Here is a 2,142-nt window from a genome sequence, read left to right on the forward strand (position 1 = left end):
ATCGGCAAAGACTATATGCAGCGCAATAAAATAGACTTCGTGCGCTGGATGTTTAGTCCAAAGCACATCTTGCGCTCCAATGCGCCGTTTGATTCGAACGAGCCGCTAGAATTAAAATTTAAAGAGCCCAAAAGCAAGCACATAATCTACAATTTTTTCGAGCTCATCATACTTTATGCGATAATCGCGCCGTTTTTAGCGATCTATGTAGGGATTTTTCTATTTTTCGCGGGGTTCGTCATCAAAATTTTATAATAAATTTAAAATTTGCGACGCGGATGTAGAGAGGGCATTGCATAGACGCCGTTTTCGTTGCAGAATTTCAAAATTTTATACTGCGCCTCTTGCTAAGCACGCTACGCTTATTATGTTTTAAGAGATAAAATTTCAAAATTTTATCGCCGAATCCACGGCTTGTGGAATTTATGCCGTATTTTCTGTTTCTTGGGGCAGGAAGGGGTTGCGAGGTCACATTTCTCGCGGGCGCCGCCTCCGCAGCACCGCATTGCTCTACTCGCCCGCAAACCACACCTAACCCTCTACAACGCTATATGGGCGATGCGCTCGCGTTAAATTCTTTCTATTGCGGCTACGCCGCATGAAATTCTTTAGAGGTAAATTTATCGTATTTGGAATTTTAAAATTCCATCTGTGGCTGCCAAACCAATTTATCCGCCGATAAATCATCAAACCGCCAAGCCGTCCGCCGATCGTCAAGCTTCCGCTCGACCGCGAACTAAACTAGCCGCCAGCCAAACCGATCGGCAACCGACTAGTCGTCAAACAACCGACCGATTGAAAATCGATCGTCTAGCCGTCAAATCAATCGATGAAATGCCCGTAAGCTAGCTATTGATATGATTGTAAAATCAACCGACCAGCTGCCGAATTTATCGATAGCGGAGCCGTATAAAACCGACCGACCGCTAAAAGCAGTAGCCGCAGACTAGAGGAGCGCGCCCGAATTGCAAAACGACTGAATGCCGAACCGATATACCGCCGACCGATTGGCAGCCGAGCCGTATAAAACTAACCGACTGACCGCCGAACCGATCGCCGAGCCAAAGCCCTAGCCCGCGTTACTCTACGTAAATTTTATAATCCCCGTAGCCTAGCGCGTCCATCTCCTCAAGCGGGATAAATTTTAAACTCGCGCCGTTGATGCAGTATCTCATACCGCCCTTCTCTCTCGGCCCGTCCTCAAAGACGTGTCCTAAATGGCTGCCTCCTACGCGGCTTGAGACCTCGACGCGCTGCATACCGTGGCTGTCATCTTGCGCGTACGCGATCGCATCGGTCGTTATCGGCTTTGAAAAGCTCGGCCAGCCGCAGCCTGCGTCAAATTTATCGGTGGATGAAAAAAGCGGCTTTTTCGACACGATGTCGATGTAGATGCCCTTTTTATAATTCTTGTCGTATTCGCTCGAAAACGGCCGCTCTGTCGCCTTTTCCTGCGTGACTTGATACTGAAGCTCGGTTAAATTTTTCTTCAGCTCCTCCTTGCTTTGCACTTTAAATTTCTCATCGTCCTCAAGCGGCTTTTTGGCTAGGCGCAGATCGATGTGGCAGTATCCGCCGGGATTTTTGCCGAGGTAGTCTTGATGATACTCCTCTGCGCGGACGAAATTCTTTAGCGGCGCCACTTCGACGGCGATCTTTTCTTTAAATTTCGCCTGCTGCGCGGCTATGAAAAAGCGCGCGAGCTCGCCGCTCGCCTCATCGGCGTAGTAGATGCCCGTGCGGTATTGGCGACCGCGGTCGTTACCCTGCTTGTCGATCGAGAACGGATCGATGATGCGGAAATAATGCGCCAAAATTTCAGGCTCGCTGATGACGTTGGCGTCGTATTTTAAGTGTAGCGTCTCGGCATGATCGCTGCTATGTAAGCCCTCGTAGCTTGCTTTATCGCTCTTGCCGTTGGCGTAGCCTACCTGCGTCGCGACTATACCGTCGAGCTGTTTGTAATACGCCTCCATCCCCCAGAAGCAGCCGCCTGCTAGATAAATTTCTTTTACGTTTGCGTTCACGCCGCCTCCTTTAACTTTAAAATTTGCGTCCGACGCACCGGCGCTACTGCCGCCTGCGGCATTGAGCGCGACTAAATAACCCGCCGCCAAAGCAAAGAGGCAGATTAAAACTTTA

General features: G+C 49.5%; 3 protein-coding genes. 1 reads left to right on the top strand and 2 read right to left on the bottom strand.

Annotated features, from left to right (window positions below):
* A partial coding sequence (locus Q0257_RS05255; RefSeq protein WP_298022452.1) for a hypothetical protein occupies window positions 1-255 on the top strand: 255 nt, incomplete at its 5' end.
* Between the two features lie 67 nt (window positions 256-322).
* On the opposite strand, the gene Q0257_RS05260 is transcribed toward Q0257_RS05255, so the two are convergent.
* Both Q0257_RS05260 and msrB read right to left on the bottom strand, forming a co-directional pair.
* The gene (locus Q0257_RS05260; RefSeq protein WP_298022455.1) at window positions 323-529 is read right to left on the bottom strand and encodes a hypothetical protein; all 207 of its coding nucleotides are present in this window, start codon (window positions 527-529) and stop codon (window positions 323-325) included.
* Window positions 530-1,079: 550 nt separating this feature from the next.
* On the bottom strand, window positions 1,080-2,027 hold the full coding sequence (gene msrB / locus Q0257_RS05265) for a peptide-methionine (R)-S-oxide reductase MsrB (protein WP_298022458.1): 948 nt from the start codon (window positions 2,025-2,027) through the stop codon (window positions 1,080-1,082).
* Window positions 2,028-2,142: the final 115 nt, after the last annotated feature.

It is taken from the genome of uncultured Campylobacter sp. (genome assembly GCF_938018035.1).
GTDB lineage: Bacteria > Campylobacterota > Campylobacteria > Campylobacterales > Campylobacteraceae > Campylobacter_B.